The sequence below is a fragment of the Salmonella sp. SAL04213 genome (assembly GCF_046550535.1).
GTDB classification, from domain to species: Bacteria; Pseudomonadota; Gammaproteobacteria; order Enterobacterales; family Enterobacteriaceae; genus Salmonella; species Salmonella enterica.
In genome coordinates this window covers 401,315-415,520 of sequence record NZ_JBGDXS010000001.1, presented here as the reverse complement: position 1 = coordinate 415,520, position 14,206 = coordinate 401,315, and the positions used below count along the sequence as shown (strand labels likewise).

The 14,206-nt window shown below is 39.8% G+C and carries 16 protein-coding genes; 7 read left to right on the top strand and 9 right to left on the bottom strand.

What is annotated here, in order from left to right; translation table 11 throughout:
- Window positions 1-25: 25 nt before the first annotated feature.
- Together ACLJPQ_RS02050 and ACLJPQ_RS02045 are read left to right on the top strand one after the other, a co-directional pair.
- Window positions 26-349 (top strand): heavy metal-binding domain-containing protein, encoded by a 324-nt coding sequence (locus ACLJPQ_RS02050; RefSeq protein ID WP_001160725.1) that lies wholly within the window; start codon window positions 26-28, stop codon window positions 347-349.
- Entirely contained in the window at window positions 346-1,176 is an 831-nt protein-coding gene (locus ACLJPQ_RS02045; protein ID WP_023203679.1) for an N-acetylmuramoyl-L-alanine amidase, read from the top strand. The genes ACLJPQ_RS02050 and ACLJPQ_RS02045 overlap by 4 nt, the downstream gene beginning before the upstream one ends.
- Here the strand turns inward: ACLJPQ_RS02045 and ACLJPQ_RS02040 are convergent.
- Window positions 1,173-2,186, bottom strand: coding sequence for an NAD-dependent epimerase/dehydratase family protein (locus ACLJPQ_RS02040; protein ID WP_000866904.1), 1,014 nt, complete (start codon window positions 2,184-2,186; stop codon window positions 1,173-1,175). The genes ACLJPQ_RS02045 and ACLJPQ_RS02040 overlap by 4 nt on opposite strands.
- Window positions 2,187-2,292: 106 nt before the next feature.
- On the opposite strand from ACLJPQ_RS02040, the gene ACLJPQ_RS02035 reads away from it, so the two are divergent.
- Window positions 2,293-3,645, top strand: coding sequence for a tyrosine-type recombinase/integrase (locus ACLJPQ_RS02035; protein WP_080185113.1), 1,353 nt, complete (start codon window positions 2,293-2,295; stop codon window positions 3,643-3,645).
- Between the two features lie 117 nt (window positions 3,646-3,762).
- Here the strand turns inward: ACLJPQ_RS02035 and ACLJPQ_RS02030 are convergent, their stop codons facing one another.
- From ACLJPQ_RS02030 to ACLJPQ_RS02010, 5 genes are read right to left on the bottom strand one after another with little or no spacing between them, the layout of a single operon-like run.
- The gene (locus ACLJPQ_RS02030; protein ID WP_227000488.1) at window positions 3,763-4,260 is read right to left on the bottom strand and encodes a GIY-YIG nuclease family protein; all 498 of its coding nucleotides are present in this window, start codon (window positions 4,258-4,260) and stop codon (window positions 3,763-3,765) included.
- Entirely contained in the window at window positions 4,214-5,212 is a 999-nt protein-coding gene (locus tag ACLJPQ_RS02025; RefSeq protein ID WP_080185115.1) for a toprim domain-containing protein, read from the bottom strand. Before ACLJPQ_RS02025 ends, ACLJPQ_RS02030 begins: the two co-directional genes overlap by 47 nt.
- Window positions 5,205-5,531 carry a hypothetical protein gene (locus tag ACLJPQ_RS02020; protein WP_058331316.1) on the bottom strand — a complete coding sequence of 109 codons (327 nt, stop codon included), beginning with the start codon at window positions 5,529-5,531 and terminating at the stop codon, window positions 5,205-5,207. The genes ACLJPQ_RS02025 and ACLJPQ_RS02020 overlap by 8 nt, the downstream gene beginning before the upstream one ends.
- Window positions 5,532-5,547: 16 nt before the next feature.
- Window positions 5,548-7,221, bottom strand: coding sequence for an AAA family ATPase (locus ACLJPQ_RS02015; protein ID WP_227490231.1), 1,674 nt, complete (start codon window positions 7,219-7,221; stop codon window positions 5,548-5,550).
- Window position 7,222: 1 nt separating this feature from the next.
- Window positions 7,223-7,429: a hypothetical protein gene (locus tag ACLJPQ_RS02010; RefSeq protein WP_024158145.1), complete on the bottom strand. Its 207-nt coding sequence runs from the start codon at window positions 7,427-7,429 to the stop codon at window positions 7,223-7,225.
- An 895-nt stretch (window positions 7,430-8,324) separates the two neighbouring features.
- Here ACLJPQ_RS02010 and ACLJPQ_RS02005 point away from each other — a divergent pair.
- Window positions 8,325-8,576, top strand: coding sequence for a helix-turn-helix domain-containing protein (locus ACLJPQ_RS02005; protein WP_024147083.1), 252 nt, complete (start codon window positions 8,325-8,327; stop codon window positions 8,574-8,576).
- Window positions 8,577-8,859: 283 nt separating this feature from the next.
- Here ACLJPQ_RS02005 and ACLJPQ_RS02000 read toward each other — a convergent pair whose 3' ends face one another.
- The 3 genes from ACLJPQ_RS02000 to ACLJPQ_RS01990 form a co-directional block, all read right to left on the bottom strand.
- Window positions 8,860-9,072 (bottom strand): hypothetical protein, encoded by a 213-nt coding sequence (locus tag ACLJPQ_RS02000; protein WP_127702294.1) that lies wholly within the window; start codon window positions 9,070-9,072, stop codon window positions 8,860-8,862.
- Between the two features lie 748 nt (window positions 9,073-9,820).
- Window positions 9,821-10,237, bottom strand: a complete 417-nt coding sequence (locus tag ACLJPQ_RS01995; protein WP_079773795.1) for a hypothetical protein — start codon at window positions 10,235-10,237, stop codon at window positions 9,821-9,823.
- A gap of 84 nt (window positions 10,238-10,321) precedes the next feature.
- On the bottom strand, window positions 10,322-10,681 hold the full coding sequence (locus tag ACLJPQ_RS01990) for a hypothetical protein (protein WP_023215076.1): 360 nt from the start codon (window positions 10,679-10,681) through the stop codon (window positions 10,322-10,324).
- Window positions 10,682-11,227: 546 nt separating this feature from the next.
- On the opposite strand from ACLJPQ_RS01990, the gene ACLJPQ_RS01985 reads away from it, so the two are divergent.
- From ACLJPQ_RS01985 to ACLJPQ_RS01975, 3 genes are all read left to right on the top strand, one after another.
- On the top strand, window positions 11,228-11,560 hold the full coding sequence (locus ACLJPQ_RS01985; protein WP_024158150.1) for a hypothetical protein: 333 nt from the start codon (window positions 11,228-11,230) through the stop codon (window positions 11,558-11,560).
- 14 nt (window positions 11,561-11,574) lie between these two features.
- Window positions 11,575-11,856: a hypothetical protein gene (locus tag ACLJPQ_RS01980; protein WP_023215072.1), complete on the top strand. Its 282-nt coding sequence runs from the start codon at window positions 11,575-11,577 to the stop codon at window positions 11,854-11,856.
- Between the two features lie 180 nt (window positions 11,857-12,036).
- A complete protein-coding gene (locus ACLJPQ_RS01975; protein ID WP_138010005.1) occupies window positions 12,037-14,160 on the top strand; it encodes a phage tail tape measure C-terminal domain-containing protein in 2,124 nt (707 codons plus the stop codon).
- The last annotated feature ends 46 nt before the right edge of the window (window positions 14,161-14,206 follow it).

The following is a 14,206-nucleotide window of genomic DNA, read 5'->3' as shown; positions in this document are numbered from 1 at the left end:
GCTTAGCTAACCCGGGAGATTCACTATGCAGTTTTCAACAACCCCAACGCTGGAAGGACAAAGCATCGTGGAGTATTGCGGTGTGGTGACGGGCGAAGCCATTTTAGGCGCCAATATTTTCCGCGATTTTTTCGCCGGCATTCGGGATATCGTCGGCGGACGTTCCGGCGCGTATGAGAAAGAGCTGCGTAAAGCGCGTGAAATCGCTTTCCAGGAACTTGGCGAGCAGGCTAAAGCGTTGGGCGCCGATGCGGTGGTAGGCATCGATATTGATTACGAAACTGTCGGCAAGGATGGCAGTATGCTGATGGTCAGCGTCAGCGGAACGGCGGTGAAAACGCGCCGATGAGAGCGCTACTGTGGCTGGTTGGTCTTGCGTTGCTGTTAACAGGCTGCGCGAGCGAAAAAGGAATTATCGATAAAGAGGGATATCAGCTTGATACCCGACATCGGGCGCAGGCGGCCTATCCGCGCATTAAAGTCCTGGTGATTCACTATACGGCGGAAAACTTTGACGTTTCGCTGGCGACGTTAACGGGTCGCAACGTCAGTTCGCATTACCTGATTCCCGCAACCCCGCCATTATATGGCGGTAAACCGCGCATCTGGCAACTGGTGCCGGAACAGGATCAGGCCTGGCATGCGGGCGTCAGTTTCTGGCGAGGCGCCACGCGTCTCAATGATACGTCTATTGGCATTGAGCTGGAAAATCGCGGCTGGCGAATGTCCGGCGGGGTGAAATCTTTCGCGCCGTTTGAATCCGCGCAAATTCAGGCATTGATTCCGTTAGCGAAGGACATTATCGCGCGCTATAACATCAAACCGCAGAATGTGGTGGCCCATGCGGATATCGCGCCGCAGCGTAAAGACGATCCCGGCCCGCGCTTCCCGTGGCGCGAGCTGGCGGCGCAGGGGATTGGCGCCTGGCCTGACGCCCAGCGTGTGGCGTTTTATCTGGCTGGACGCGCGCCGTATACGCCAGTCGATACCGCAACGGTGCTTGCGTTACTCTCGCGCTATGGCTATGAAGTCAAAGCCGATATGACGGCGCGCGAGCAGCAGCGGGTGATTATGGCGTTCCAGATGCACTTCCGTCCGGCGCAATGGAACGGTATCGCAGATGCCGAAACGCAGGCGATTGCCGAAGCATTACTGGAGAAGTACGGCCAGGATTAACGCGGTAAATTTCCGTGATCGCGCAGCCAGGCGGCGGTGCGCTCAATGCCTTCGTCCAGCGTGACGATGGGCTGGTAGCCCAACTCGTCCTGCGCGCGAGTCGTATCGAGCGTAAAATCAAAATTCAGTTTTGACACGCCGTAATGCGTTAGGGGGGGCTCTTTGGCGGATTTTTTGCCGAAGCGCTCCATACTGCGGGCGATCATATCCAGCATCGGGTAAGGCACAGAGCGAATGCGGCAGTCGATAGTCAGTTCATCAATTAACTTTTGTACGATGCTGCGTAAGGTGCGGTTTTCGCCGTTAGTGATGTTATAAGCGCGGCCAGAAGGCAGATGATCGCAGCCCGGCTGGCTGGCCAGCCACATGGCGTGGATCGCATTTTCATAGTAGGTCATATCGACCAGCGCGCTGCCCCCGTGCGGTAATAAGACGCTACCGTAATGGTGCATCATATGCGCCAGACGTGGGATAAATACTTTATCGTGCGGGCCAAACAGGCTTTGTGGACGCAATACCGTAAAACGTGTTTGCGGATTGGCCTGCGCCAACAGATTAATCACCTCTTCGCCGGCGGCTTTACTGCGGGCGAACTCATTGGCAAACCGATGCGGGCGGAAATCTTCTTTGATATCACGGTGATGGTGGTAATCAAAATAGAGCGAGGGAGAGGAGATATGAATAAAATTGCGCACGCCCCAGGCGACCGCCCATTCTCCCAGACGGCGGGTGGCGCGAACATTCGCCAGATCGAAAGCCTGTTGGGTTCCCCAGGGCGAGGTAAAGCTGGAGCAGTGCCACAACGTGTCGATCCCGGCAAGCATCACTTTAGCCTGCGAGGAGACCAGTTCGGTTAAATCCGCATGGACGAATTCCGCGCCCATTTTTTCAAGCAGCTTGCCCATCGCTTCATTGCGACCCGTCGCTCTGACGCTGATGCCTTTATTGCGCAAAAATTCAACCGCGTTTCGACCTAAGCCGCTGGTGGCGCCGGTAACCAGTACCTTCATATCAATCCACTGTGTTTAATAAACCGTCGTGCGCATTCTTCCGTGAATTACGTCGGTATGCAATGGGTGCAGTCAAAAAGATTAAAAATCAAAGGGCTGCGAAAAGATGCGGAAAAACGATGTACCTAAAATTGTACCTAAATTTCCCCTTCCAAATCCATCACTTAAACGCCGTGGCAACACTTACAGCGTCAGGGTACAACTTCCTTCGCAAATTCTGAAAATTCACTCTAAAAAATACAGTGATGTGATAGTTTCGTTGAAAAGATGTACAGATTTAATGACCGCTCAAAAAATGTTAAAAATGGTAAAAATTGGTTTTAATTTGCAACGACAACTAAAAGCAGAAAGTATATCTGAATATCGATTCAAGATTAAACAATTAATATTCAGTCTTATTGATTGTGAAAAATCTGAAGAAATAACCATGCGGGATTTATTGCAAACTATCGTTATTAATCAAGCGAAAACAGATAACGCGATATTTTTTAAGGACTGGTTTCCTAAATATCAAAAAGAAAAAATTAGCTCTGGTGAATGGACAAAAGGTACGGAAGAAACAAATCAAACAACTTATAATGAATTATCATTTTATTTAATAGATAAAAACTTAGCTTCAATGACGCATGGTGATTTTATTGAAATGCGAGAAACATATTTCAAGGATAAATTAAAAGCAGGGAAAAGTAAAAGTGAAGATACATTAAAAGCAACGGTAAATCTTAGACTTAGTAAAATAATTGCGTTTTTTAAATGGCTGCAAGTAAAAGGGATAATAAATGAGAATAGAGCAATAGATATTAAATTTAAAGATAAACGTTCAGATAATGACAAGAGAGGGACTTTCACGAATGAGCAGTGTCATAGAATTCTTGATTTAATTCATGCTGGATTTAGTTGCAACAACAGTAAGAGAAGGACTTATGGTGATGATGGTGAAAGTCTGGTTCAACAACTAATTGTATTAGGTATGTTTACAGGAGCGCGTATAGCTGAATTACAAGATTTAGCTAAGGAAGATTTTTTATGTGATGCAAATGGCGCACCCAAAGGTATTTATATTCATGGCGCGGTAAAAAATTCAGCAAGTGAACGCCTTATTCCGCTTGGTGATTTCCCTAAGTGGTTTAAGTTAGATTTATCGTTGTTTCGTACTTGCAGGAATGAAGATTACAAGTATTTCACTAAGGATACACTTGGTAAAGAAGTAAATAAAACAATAAAAAAGATTATCCCAGAAGCGTTAGAAGATAATTTAACGTTTCACTCTTTCCGCCATTCATTCGAAACACGCGCAAGCAAATATGAAAATATAAATACAACACATATTGACCAGATAACAGGTCACGCCTTTAAAGATACGGGGCGTAAAATTTATCTGGCTAAAAATAAAAACTTAGGCGATATAGAACATCTATTTTCAGTTATTAATAAAATTAACTTGGCATTGTTGAGTTAGTATTGTTCGCTTCGCTCACGCCCCTGCGGGGCTGGTGGGGTAAAAAGAAAATTGGTTTTGAACCCGCCTTTTCTCTACCTCACCAGCGCGAAGCGCAGCCCCGTAAGGGGCATTAATCTAATAATATTGATATATAATATCCCCTCCTGTAAATGCTAATGCGCTTAATGCTATTGATGGTTCTACATTAAAAAATTCTGATGAACCGCCAAATTTTAAATTAAAAGGTAATGTTTGATAAGGCTTTAAAATTTCATGTGCTTTCTTTTCGGCAATGCAGGCTATTTGTCTGGAAGGGTAGGAAAATAGTGAATACAGCGTACATCCTATTCCTAGCCTGAAAGACAGTTCACTTAATCTTGCATTAACATTAGCTGTCCTTCCGATCTTTATAATCCCTCCGCAAAGAATAATGTAATTAAAATAAGTTTTTTTCCTGTTGTTCTGGCAAATCGGACATTCATCACCATAAATATGATATATACCAATTCGTTTATAAGTCCCATGCAACGAGCAATAAATGTGTAATTTAGAAAATAAATCAGTAAAATTATAATATCTGTATTTATTACTGTATTGTTGGTTTGCGGTCTGTAAGAACCCTTCGAAACTCATCACGCACTGCAATTTTTCCGCGCTGAAAAACATCACACCAATCCTCACCAGTAGTTACGGGCATAGCCCACCAACATTTATTTACTTGCGACATTGTTTTTATGGTGGCTTTTAAGCCTGTATTATCTTTATGACTATCATTATCAGTCAAAATGCATATATCAGCATTGGAGTAATATCTTCTTGCTTCTTTGGCAACGTTCAGTAAGTTATTGTTATTTCCGGCAGTTAAAAATAATGATGCCGGATATAATTCACTTATTGAGTATTGAAAAGCCGTAACCGTTCCAAAACCTTCACCAATAAATATTGTTTCAATATTCCCATCCTGATTACGCTCACAGTGAAAAGCTCCTGACAATTGACTATCTTTAATAAATGCTTTATCGGCACTTACTGGCAGTCGTTGCAATGCGCAAAATGTATTGTCGGCGCGATAGTAATCTAATAATGTTTGACCGTGACCGCCAATCCACATCATTTTTCTAATCCCTTTGGCTAGCAGGTAAGGTGATTCTTTCCATGTGGAGTTTTTCGTGTGTTCGCTTATGCTTTGCGTAAATAATTCAAGTTTCTTATCATCTAAATCGGCAAGTTTAAATTCCTGCTTCTTCTGTTTTGGCGTAGGGCGCATATAAAAATGATTCGGGTTAGTCCATTTTTCTGATTTATTAAATCCAATACGTGCGCCTATGTCCTTATATGGTAAGCTGGTCTTTTGAGTTATTATATAAAGGGGCTGTAATATCTTACTGCCATTTATTCCACATCCCTTTCGGCAATATCCTGTCTGCGGATAGTCACCAGCTTTACGCCAGTTAAATCTATCTATCCCACCACAAATAGGGCATGGTTGACTCTTATTCTCCAGAATTTCAATACCAAAATCACGCATGTATTCAATAGGATTTTGTTTAATATAGTTATTTAAATCAGCAAAGAAATTAGCCATTATATTTACTCCCATATCGTCTTGCTGGATGTTTTGCAAAAAAGTCTACAATGTCTTGCTTTCGATACCAGATATAGCCCTCTGTCTCATGGTAAATTTCTTGTGGAAATTCCTTCGGGTTAAAACGCTTTGCAGCATAGAACATAGGGGAAGTTACGCCTGAAAGGGCAATAGCATCCTTACCACATACAAGCCCTGTAAGTTGTACTTTCTGAGATTGCTCATTGATTTGTGCGGCGATTAATTTCTTATTTTCATTGGTGTATTTTTCAATTGCCATTGAACGCAATTTTTCTTCAAAGTAATTTGTGTCGGTCATTTTATTTTTCCTAAAATTAAATATCTGTCATTATTGGTGTTGGCGGTTTTGGTAGTGATATTGTTTTGTTATCAATCACGATTGCGTTTTTTTTCACCATTTCGATTAATGCTTTTTTTATCACATCTTTCCTTTTGCCTATTGTTTTTTCTTCCTTGTTAATAAAGATATCTAAATTGATAGCACTGATATACTTGTTATCACTAATTTCACCATAAATCTTTTCGTATAACTCTTTTTGTAATGGTGCATCCTTTAATTTTTTAAGCGTATTCATGTACATAATATAACTATCATTATTTTTAACTCTCGCTTCTCCTGTGAAGCCACTAGCAACCACCCGCGTTTCTCCATTACTTCGATTAGTTTCTATTGTTTCTTGTTGCTGTTGTTGTGTCATTGGGGGATGATGATGCGTATGTGCCTGAGCATATTTATTTCTCCGTGAAAGTTTCGCGTCAAGTGATTCATCATCAGCTTGTTTTCGACCTGGTAATGCACCCTCTTTATTAGTTTTTTCATCATTATTAATCTTATTAGGCTTATCAATAAACACTAATGTTTTAGTGCTGTTTTTTACCTCATAGCCTGTTTCGCCTTCATCGGGATAGTCACATAATTCATTGTCGATTTCATGTAACTCTTGTTGTGTAATACCGTTATCCTCTAAGCATAAATTGAATTCCATTACCGGAAGCTTTGCGGCGCTGCGGTTTTTTTCCACGGTTAATGACACTGAAAACGCAATATCATCATCTCCAGCTTGTCTATCACTAGCCGCCAATTTAATTACCGTATCACAGTCATTTTTTAATGTAATTGCGCCTTTCATGCCTTTAGCTGCATCTTTGCCGCCGTGGTGAACCATAAGCACAAAGGAATTGGTTTCAACCGCAATCCTTTTTAATATTGAAACCAGTTTGCGCATTGCAATAGCATCATTTTCATCTGGATTATCCATGTCTAAAGTGGTTTTTCCATCAATACATTGTTTGCTGTAATACGCCAGAAAAGAAGAAAGTGTATCAAAGCAAATGATGCCCCCTTTGTTATTGGTGATGCTATTTATGTCGCTAATAATTATGTTTTGAACACCCACATCAAAAAGATTTATTTGCGGTGATAGAATATGCATCCTTTCATTTTTAATTCCGCCGTTAAATTTTTTACTCCATGCGGTATTCCTGTCTTTAACTTCCACGCCTGTTTCACCGTCAAAATAAAAGGCGTGGCATTCTTTAGCAACGCGCAAGCCTGACCACGGCCTACCTTGTGCAACACGGTTTAATAAGGATAGTGCCGCAAATGATTTACCTGTATTTGATTCACCATAAAGGAATCCCACTTGTTTTCGATTAAATAAATGCTCAATTATAGGGCGTAACCGCTTTTCGGATTGAAGTTTTATTTCTTCTTTTTCAATTGCGCATAAAATCTTGGTGGGGATAGCATTACCGAATGCATCATACCTAATGCCATTTTCATCTGTCCATTCTATTACATCTCCATTTTCATCAAGAGTTGCTTCTGTATTGGAAGGCTTCGCATCCCAGTCTATAACCATTCTAATGCGGTCATCTTTAATAAATTGGTAAAGCGGCCCAACTTCATTACCATTTTCATCATAAAAATGATAGCCGTTTCCTGGCTTCGCATTCCAGTCTACAGCCATACGTATAGGAGTATTCATACTACCCCCCAAAATTCGGGTACTTAACTAAGAAAAATTCAATCACATCCTCTTTATTATATAAATGCTTTGGATTGTGATTTTTCCCGCAAAAAACAATATGCTCCCTTGGAAATTCTTTAGGGTTAAAACGTTTTGCCATGTAAAAAGCAGTTGACCCAATTTTTGCTAATTTTTGTGCTTCACGGGAAGTGATTAAGTTATCCATGATATTTATTTTGTAGTTTGGTTCGAATGCCGTAATGATATAAGAACAGGGTATGAATGCAATGCATATTTTGATGGCACTTAACGCCTTAAAATATGTCAACAATAAGCCTGTAAGCCTTGTCGCGCGTGGATTACGGTGATAGTGAGACCTTTGTTAAGATAAGCTATCAGATTGATTAATAAGTGTTTTTTTGTTTTTGTTGTATCATGATGAATAGCATTAATGGTTCATGTCGATCATAAAGCATACAGCAAACTACTGTATGTAAATTCAATTTCGATAAATATAAATTAAAAGAGCGATAATTAATTACTACTGTTTTATTTTTTCAATTAAAAATAATGAATTTGAATTGGTTAAATTTTGATTTTTCGTCAACTATATGACACCTACACCAGTGGAAAAGGCTGGTGGAAAAAACTGGTTACTCCGCCACCAGCTCCACCAGTGAGCAAAAAATGTTCCACCAGTGTTGAAGGGATATTCACACCACCTCCACCAGTAACAATCCCCAGCGGCGTTGGCCTCCACCAGTTTTTACACCAGTAATCTTACACCAGTGGAAGCCGTGGATTTCCACCACTATTCCCCCTTATTCATTCTTCTCCTTGGTGGAGAGAATGATAAGGGAAGATGGAAATTGCCGATTTTGGTGGTGTGGTGGTGTGCTTCCCGCTACATGTGGATTGTGGTAAATTCAGTGTGCCAGCGTGAAAAAGGCGCTGGTGGGGATTTGCAGCCCCAAACAAACAAAACCATTGGCAAGCAATTGCCGATGCGCGTGCGCACGTCAGTTATGGCGGTCACGGCGAGGGAGTCGAAAGGCTCGCCAGTTTTGTTTGTTTGCTGGTACTGCAAACCTCGTCGTGATCGTCACCACGGGGATGCAAGTATGCAGGAAACAGACTGGCACAAGGCGGATATTCTTGCCGCATTAAAGAAAAAGAAAATAAGTATGGCTGGATTATCTCGCGAACATGGTTTATCTGATGGGACATTATTAAATGCATTAAATCGAGACTGGCCTAGAGGTGAATTAATTATTGCAAATGCAATCGGCGTTTCACCTCAAGAAATTTGGCCTTCTAGATATTATGAAAAAGATGGCTCTCCGAAAAATCGTGTAATTCGAAAGCCTATTTAAATAAATCAATGCGTCTCTAATTTAAGGGGCGCATTTTGTTTTACTGACTTCTTGTGTAGTGGGGTATGCCGCGCGCGTGTGCGTAATGGATATTAATTAATTTGTATTTATGTACTAGTTAGCAAATACGAATTTCACAGGCCAACTTAATTAGCATTGTTCCGCTTCGCTCCACCGCCTACGGCGTGGTGAGGTAGAGAAAAGGCGGGTTCAAAACCAACTTTCTTTTTACCCCACCAGCCCCGCAGGGGCGTGAGCGAAGCGAACAATGAGCTCAATATGATTAGCTGTTAATTCCTAATTGCTCATTCCATTCTCTAACCCACATAGCTGTTTGTTGATAGTCGCGGGCAGCACCAAATCTAAAAGTTGAAAAATCTGGGAGATGGCAAATATATCCATGAAAAGATAATTCTTTTTCTCTGGTATCCATATTTCCCTGAATCCATTCAAGGTAAACCCCATGTAAATGGCGCTTGGTTTCTGCTTTGGTCATTTTCGTTACTCCAGTAAAAGGGAATGGATGTTATCACCATTAACGGCTATAAATTAATTTCTAAAATTATCATTGTGTTTCAGCTTTTTAATTCATAATTTATCACAGCCAAAAGGCTTGATAGTTTATGCCATTTGGCATATTGCATTTTTAGTGACATTCTACACAATTTAGTTTTAAAATTATTTGAGATATTTTAATGAAAGTGTTTTTCGCATATATGTTTATTATTGCTGGTGGAATTCTTGTAATGTACGGGGCAACAATGAAAACCACTAGTGGGTTTTCTGAAACGCTGAATATTGGGCTTTTATTTAATCAGTTTGAATTTATCGTTGTCGGCGCTTTATTATTTATTGGTGGGTATATTGTTTCGTCAACATGTAAATTGTCGAAAGAGTAATTTTTAAATGGAAGCGGACGAAAATGTTGCTTCAGGTCGATAGCTCCTATCGCTCGGTGTCAGCCCATCACAGCGGGCCCAACGTCTGTCAGGCAAGGTGATTGTACGGCTTAGTGCGCCATCGCCTCCTGATGCTTCCTGTGAATTCATTGGTTGATAATTGTACATATATGGCGTGACTGGTGTTCGTCATTGGGTGGATATAGGCATGATGCTGGATGCCTCAGATTTGCGCCGGAACTATACCGCCAACAAGCGCAAGAGGTGAGAAGGTATGATTGGGTGACCTGTCAGGATGAGGCCGTATAGAGGCGCACGGAGCGCCCCTTACTGATGGCTGGATTGTTATTGCACGTAACCGTGAGCTTGACATGCCCAGTTGTCGCACATTTCAATTCCTGTCACATCAGTCATTGAACCATTTTTATAGAAAATACCTTCAGGTTGCCATCCCGTATATCCTCCAAAACTATTTTTAGCGTTAACCAGTACACCAATAAAATAACCAAAATGTGTGATTCCTTTATAATCAGTTAGCCAGTATTTTTTGGGGGTGTCAATTTTAAATATGGCTGAATTTGGGTCAATTAAGTTGCTACGTATAAAATCTTTAATTTCAGCTTTATCTTCATCTGTAGGTGCCAATCCATAATCACCATTTTGAATTTTAATGTCACTTGGCCTGTTAAACTGGGCGCACCCAGATAAAAGTAAAGACAAAAACGCTATCAAACCAACTAAGATATTTTTCAGACTAATCATTGTGTGTATCCATAAAAATAGGGTGATTTAGATTAAACCACCCTGATAGCATAGTAATTACTGGAACCGATAATTAGAATGGGATTAATTGTTAATTTTTTTCTCAGTGTGTGAGATAAAATTTCTAAGCAGATCTTTTTCAATTACGATTTCACTTTTTATCTTTGGGTTACCTACAGCTTCAATTCTTTCAAGATAAAACATCAATTCTTGTTGTGCATCGCATTTTCTTTTAAATTTAATTGCGCCCCCGAATTTTTCAGTTAAAGAATCATCATTACATAAAAAGTAGATTTTATTATTTATGGTTAATTGAATTAAATATGTTTTCCTGGTGAGGTAATCTAGTCTTTCCTTTGCTTTCAATAGGTTAGCTTCGGCTTTGTTAACTAGTGAGAGTGCTTCTTCTTTACTTATAGGTAACGTATCGTCAGTATTGATCATTATTTGATCCTTTAGGTTAGTTTCATCAAAAATATATCATCAAACGCTTGTTGATGGTGTGGTGATTATATTATGATAGCTTCATTCAATGAACAAGAGGAAGAATGTATGTCCATGCGGCGTGTTATATGCTCGATTGATGAGCAGGAGCTTAATATTATTGAAAAATATAAGCTTTATTATAAGAATAAATACGGGGTAAATCTTAGTAGAAATGCGATTATCAGAATGTTGGTTTGTCGTTTAGATAAAGAAATTAACGAGGTGATTAAATGAATAATAATTGTGAGAGAATTTTTAGCACTATGTCATACAACTTTCCAATAAAGGACGAAGTTGAAAATTTAAAATTAATCGAGGCCGAACTAAATGAGGCCGGAATGTACAGCAAGGATTATGCTATCGCAATTTATTTAGGAATGATTAAAAAGGAAAGTAACTATCTCGCTAGTTTAGGCTGTGCGTTATAGGGGATATGCTAAATGATTATTGCACTTATTGTTATCATGGCAGTTGCCTGCCATGTATTAAGAGCGGAGTTTAAAAATGAGCACTGATAAAAGGCGCTATGGAGTATTTGTTATCAACCCTGAAACGGATAGCGATGACCCTGATACTATGTACTGTAATGCGTATTTAAAGCCTTTATCGATATTTCCATCAACGGCACTGGCAAATGACAAGCGCCGCTCGCTTATTAACATTTTAAATAAATCAAATGACAAACGAAAAGTCGTAGTTAGAACAATGCTTGATTTGGTTGATGTTGAAATTTATAAACAAGAGCAAATCGCCAGTAAAAACGATGAAGTGGAAGCGGAAAAGGATAACCGTTATGAAATTCTTAAGAAATTGATGATTAAGAATAACTCCAAGTAAAAAGGTTAATTAAGATGAACCCAGATTATGTTTTTTGGACAGTCGTGTACCATAAGAAGTCCGAACCTTTAGACCCTAATTCTTTTTACAACAAGAAGAACAAGCCTGTTTTTAAATACTCAACCCGAAGGGAGGCCGCTTATGTTTGTGCGGAAAGAAACAGTAAACTAAAAGGAGATTCAAAATATTCCACGCAAAAATTTTATGACTATGATGCTGAAAAGGCGGACTTGGAAGAATTAAAAAAGAGTCAGCAAAGGAAAAGACGGGAAATGTTAATTAGGCAGGGGCATTAAATATCAGGACGTATAAATACATAATTATCTTTAGAATCAAATAGTGTATGGGTTAATAGAATTTAACCCATCATATTAAATCACTCTAACACAAGGTTTAAAAACTCCCTTTTCTTTACCCACCAGCCCCGCAGGGGCGTGAGCGAAGCGAACCAATATACATTAAAGAGGTAAAATAAAATGTCTGGAACAGATGCTGAATTAGGCTTTTCTGTAGATACATCACAAATAACCGCCGCTTCTAGTAGTTTAGATGATTTAGCTAAATCAGCTAAAGGTGCTACTGACGCCGCAAGTAAACTAGCAGACCAAATGAGCAAGCCTATTAATATGCACGCTGGCGGTTATTATTCTGGTCTAATATCTAAAACAAAAGAGCAATTAGAGAGAGCGGAGGCTGAAATTGCAGAAAGTGCTAAAAAGACTGGAGGTAACTGGTTCACTAATTTTATTAGTGGAATTAAAGAAAACCACGGCGCATTAAGAGAGCTTGGCGTAATGTCTCATGAGGCTATGTCGGGACGATGGGCTAATTTGCGTGGTTCTGCGAGTATATTTATGGGCGCTGCCGGATTGGGCGGTCTTGCTGGCACTGGAATCATTATGGGTGTAACCGGATTAATTGAAGGGATTGAAGAATTAACAGAATCAATGCAGGAAGCCGCGCAAGCACAAAGGGATTTACAACAATCATCAATATTATCCGGTAATGCTAATGCATTATTTTCAGGGAAAGTTGATGATATTGTTAACGGTCTACAAACTATTAAATATGCTTCAAGGGAAGCTAAAGAAGAGTTTATTTCCAATGCGCTTAATGCTGGGCTAACACCTGATTTTTTGAAAAAGAATGGTTCTCTTCTTCTTCAATATCAACAGGAATTCGGTGATAAGCAAACTGAAGCGATGGAGAAAATACTTGCAGAAACACAAACTGATGCAACCAAAGGATATGCCGCACTATATAAAATGGGTGACGGTCTTCTTGATAAGGTAAATAAAGATATTGAATCTGGAAATTATAAAACCGCTGGTTCTGATATTATGGCTGGGTTATTGCAGGGGATGCAAAATGAAGTAACCGAATCACAGGGGAAACAGGGTGAGCTAAAACAATCAACATGGTGGGATGATGCTTTATCTTATATGGGTATGGGTGCTATGGGCTATTCATCTGCTGGGGTTCAGGTTCAACAGAATATATTAAATGGGATGAGGCAACGAAAAGATTTTATTATTAAAAAAACTGATGAATACCATAAGGATATTGCTAATTCAATAAATTCATCGAAATCAAAAGATTTAAGCGATACAAAAGAATACCATGATTTTAACGCTTTCTATCATGCATCCTTTAGTCATCACGGTTTAACTGCTGCTCAAAGGGCCGCAAATAAAGCCGCCGCAGATGCCGCAAGATATGCTCAACAATTAAGTGATTATAGCACTAGAGTTAATGAGCAATTTAAATCAATGGATTTATCAATAAATAAAAGGTGGGCGAATAAAAATCAACCTTTTAGCGATTTATCTTCTGATGCTTATGATTTTGAGCAGACCCAAGAACAAATCAACGAGCAATTTGATAAAATGATTGATAATGTCAAGATACTGGCAGAACATCAACATAAATCAGTTTCGTCCCCTGAATTTGTAAAACAAATTTCTGATATTAATAAAATGCGCGGCGATGCTTTAGAGGATGACCTAAAAGGATATAATGATTATGAGGATAACCTTCATTCCGTATTAGCTGGCGCTAAAAAAGGAATGAAAAGTTACCAGGAAACATCTGATAAAGTTGCTTTGCAAGTTGCGCAAGTATGGGATAAATCCTTAGATTATATGACCGATTCATTAACTGATTTTTTCACAACTGGGGAAGCTGGATGGAAAAATTATTTAAAGGATATTTTAACCATGATCGAAAAAGTAATGGTAAGAGATGTTATTGTTGCACCATTTAGTAATTGGATGGGGGACTTGCTTGGTGTTGGTAGTTCTGGAAACGCTTCCGCTGCTGAATCAGCAATGGATTATAATTCACTCCCAGTACCAAGCGTTCCAAATCTAAGCGCCACGAAAACATCAGGTGTCGGTTCTTCTTCTGCTTCTGGCATTCAGGTTTACGTGTATAATCAGGGAGGGAATACAAATGGTAATGTACAATCAAGTACAAAACAGGGTCAGGATTTAGGTAAAGCCCTTCAACGCGCCGCTCAAAACTGGATTAAACAGCAAAACGTTCAATCAAACAGGCAAGGCGGCACAAATAAAGCAATGAATAGCTGGAGTGTAAAATAATTCCAGTACCTAAATTTGCTTTTTTCGTACCTAAAATGTAAAATCA

Excerpts from the sequence above, each read along its gene's own strand:
- ACLJPQ_RS01980 (WP_023215072.1), top strand. The coding sequence starts at position 11,575 with ATGAACCCAGATTATGTTTTTTGGACAGTCGTGTACCATAAGAAGTCC.
- ACLJPQ_RS02020 (WP_058331316.1), bottom strand. The coding sequence starts at position 5,531 with ATGACCGACACAAATTACTTTGAAGAAAAATTGCGTTCAATGGCAATT.
- ACLJPQ_RS02030 (WP_227000488.1), bottom strand. The coding sequence starts at position 4,260 with ATGAGTTTCGAAGGGTTCTTACAGACCGCAAACCAACAATACAGTAAT.
- ACLJPQ_RS01990 (WP_023215076.1), bottom strand. The coding sequence starts at position 10,681 with ATGATCAATACTGACGATACGTTACCTATAAGTAAAGAAGAAGCACTC.
- ACLJPQ_RS02010 (WP_024158145.1), bottom strand. The coding sequence starts at position 7,429 with ATGGATAACTTAATCACTTCCCGTGAAGCACAAAAATTAGCAAAAATT.
- ACLJPQ_RS02035 (WP_080185113.1), top strand. The coding sequence starts at position 2,293 with ATGCGGAAAAACGATGTACCTAAAATTGTACCTAAATTTCCCCTTCCA.
- ACLJPQ_RS02005 (WP_024147083.1), top strand. The coding sequence starts at position 8,325 with ATGCAGGAAACAGACTGGCACAAGGCGGATATTCTTGCCGCATTAAAG.
- ACLJPQ_RS02050 (WP_001160725.1), top strand. The coding sequence starts at position 26 with ATGCAGTTTTCAACAACCCCAACGCTGGAAGGACAAAGCATCGTGGAG.
- ACLJPQ_RS02045 (WP_023203679.1), top strand. The coding sequence starts at position 346 with ATGAGAGCGCTACTGTGGCTGGTTGGTCTTGCGTTGCTGTTAACAGGC.
- ACLJPQ_RS02040 (WP_000866904.1), bottom strand. The coding sequence starts at position 2,186 with ATGAAGGTACTGGTTACCGGCGCCACCAGCGGCTTAGGTCGAAACGCG.
- ACLJPQ_RS01985 (WP_024158150.1), top strand. The coding sequence starts at position 11,228 with ATGAGCACTGATAAAAGGCGCTATGGAGTATTTGTTATCAACCCTGAA.
- ACLJPQ_RS02015 (WP_227490231.1), bottom strand. The coding sequence starts at position 7,221 with ATGAATACTCCTATACGTATGGCTGTAGACTGGAATGCGAAGCCAGGA.
- ACLJPQ_RS01995 (WP_079773795.1), bottom strand. The coding sequence starts at position 10,237 with ATGATTAGTCTGAAAAATATCTTAGTTGGTTTGATAGCGTTTTTGTCT.
- ACLJPQ_RS01975 (WP_138010005.1), top strand. The coding sequence starts at position 12,037 with ATGTCTGGAACAGATGCTGAATTAGGCTTTTCTGTAGATACATCACAA.
- ACLJPQ_RS02025 (WP_080185115.1), bottom strand. The coding sequence starts at position 5,212 with ATGGCTAATTTCTTTGCTGATTTAAATAACTATATTAAACAAAATCCT.
- ACLJPQ_RS02000 (WP_127702294.1), bottom strand. The coding sequence starts at position 9,072 with ATGACCAAAGCAGAAACCAAGCGCCATTTACATGGGGTTTACCTTGAA.